The organism is Ornithinibacter sp., from assembly GCF_035443565.1.
Taxonomy (GTDB): Bacteria; Actinomycetota; Actinomycetes; order Actinomycetales; family Dermatophilaceae; genus Fodinibacter.
In genome coordinates this window covers 1-1,870 of the sequence record NZ_DAORSO010000291.1, presented here as the reverse complement: position 1 = coordinate 1,870, position 1,870 = coordinate 1, and the positions used below count along the sequence as shown (strand labels likewise).

Below are 1,870 nucleotides of genomic sequence, written 5' to 3'. Positions count from 1 at the left end.
TCAGGCGTCCTTGATCTCGCAGAGCACGGCACCGTTGGACACCGTGGCGCCGACCTCGGCCGACAGGCCGGTGACGACGCCCGCCCGGTGAGCGGTGATCGGCTGCTCCATCTTCATCGCCTCGAGCACCACGATGAGGTCACCTGCGGCGACGGTGGCGCCCTCCTCGACCGCGATCTTGACGATCGTGCCCTGCATCGGAGCGGTGAGGGAGTCGCCGGATGCCGCGGCACCCGCCTTCGCGCCGGTGGACCGCTTCGGCGCCTTCTTGCGAGCGCCGGGCCCGCCGTGGCCGGCGCCGCCACCGAGGGACAGGCCACCGGGCAGGGAGACCTCGAGCCGCTTGCCACCCACCTCGACGACGATGCTCTGGCGCTCCTGCGCCTCGGGGGCGTCAGCGGAGCCGCCGGAGTAGGCCTCGATCGTGTTGTTGAACTCGGTCTCGATCCAGCGGGTGTGGATCGTGAACTTCTCGTCCGGGTCGGCCGGGGCGAAGGCCGGGTCGGCGACGACTGCGCGGTGGAAGGGCGTGACGGTCGGCATGCCTTCGATGACGAGTTCGTCGAGGGCGCGGCGGGCACGGGCCAGGGCCTCGGTGCGGGTGCGACCGGTGACGATGAGCTTGGCGATCATCGAGTCGAACGCGCCTGCCACGGTGTCGCCCTCGAGCAGGCCGGAGTCCCAGCGGACCCCGGGGCCCTGCGGGACGCGCATCGTCGTGACGGTGCCGGGGGCGGGGAGGAAGCCGCGACCGGCATCCTCGCCGTTGATGCGGAACTCGATGGAGTGCGCGTGCGGCTCGGGGTCGGGGTAGGTCAGGGCCTCGCCGTCGGCGATGCGGAACTGCTCGCGGACCAGGTCGATGCCGGTGACCTCCTCGGAGACCGGGTGCTCGACCTGGAGGCGGGTGTTGACCTCGAGGAAGGAGATGTCGCCCTGCGGACCGACGAGGAACTCGCAGGTGCCGGCACCGACGTACCCGGCGCGGCGCAGGATCTCCTTGGAGGCCCGCAAGAGCTCGGTGTGCTGCTCGTCGGTGACGAACGGGGCCGGGGCCTCCTCGACGAGCTTCTGGTTGCGCCGCTGGAGGGAGCAGTCGCGGGTGGAGACGACGACGACGTTGCCGTGCTGGTCCGCCAGGCACTGCGTCTCGACGTGGCGGGGGTGGTCCAGGAAGCGCTCGACGAAGCACTCGCCGCGACCGAAGGCCGTGACGGCCTCGCGCACCGCCGACTCGAACAGCTCGGGGATCTCCTCGAGGTTACGGGCGACCTTCAGCCCTCGGCCACCGCCGCCGTAGGCGGCCTTGATGGCGACGGGCAGCCCGTGCTGTTTCGCGAACTCGACGACCTCGTCGGGGCCCTCGACCGGGTCGGGCGTGCCGGGAACCAGGGGGGCGTTGGCAGCGAGGGCGATGTGGCGTGCCTTGACCTTGTCGCCGAGGCTGTCGATGGCCTCGGGGCCGGGCCCGATCCACACCAGACCGGCGTCGATGACCTTCTGCGCGAAGCCGGCGTTCTCGGCGAGGAAGCCGTAGCCGGGGTGAACGGCATCCGCACCCGCCTGGTGGGCGACCTCGATGAGCTTGTCCTGCAGCAGGTAGGAGTCGCCGGGCGTCGTGCCCCCGAGGGCGTAGGCCTCGTCCGCGACCTTGACGTGGAGGGCGTCCCGGTCGGGGTCGGCGTAGACGGCCACGGATGCGATCCCGTGGTCGGCGCAGGCGCGGGCGATGCGGACGGCGATCTCACCGCGGTTGGCGATGAGGACTTTGCTGATGGCCATGCTTCGGACTCTAGCGTGACCAGCGGCGCGATCGACCGGTGGTGGGGCGGCGCTCGTGCTGCGGTGTGACGTACTCCACGAGCGGTCG

General features: G+C 71.3%; 1 protein-coding gene. It reads right to left on the bottom strand.

Translation table 11 applies throughout. From position 1 onward, the window contains the following. Positions 1-1,782: an acetyl/propionyl/methylcrotonyl-CoA carboxylase subunit alpha gene (locus PLL68_RS14555; protein WP_324535310.1), complete on the bottom strand. Its 1,782-nt coding sequence runs from the start codon at positions 1,780-1,782 to the stop codon at positions 1-3. Between the last annotated feature and the right edge of the window lie 88 nt (positions 1,783-1,870).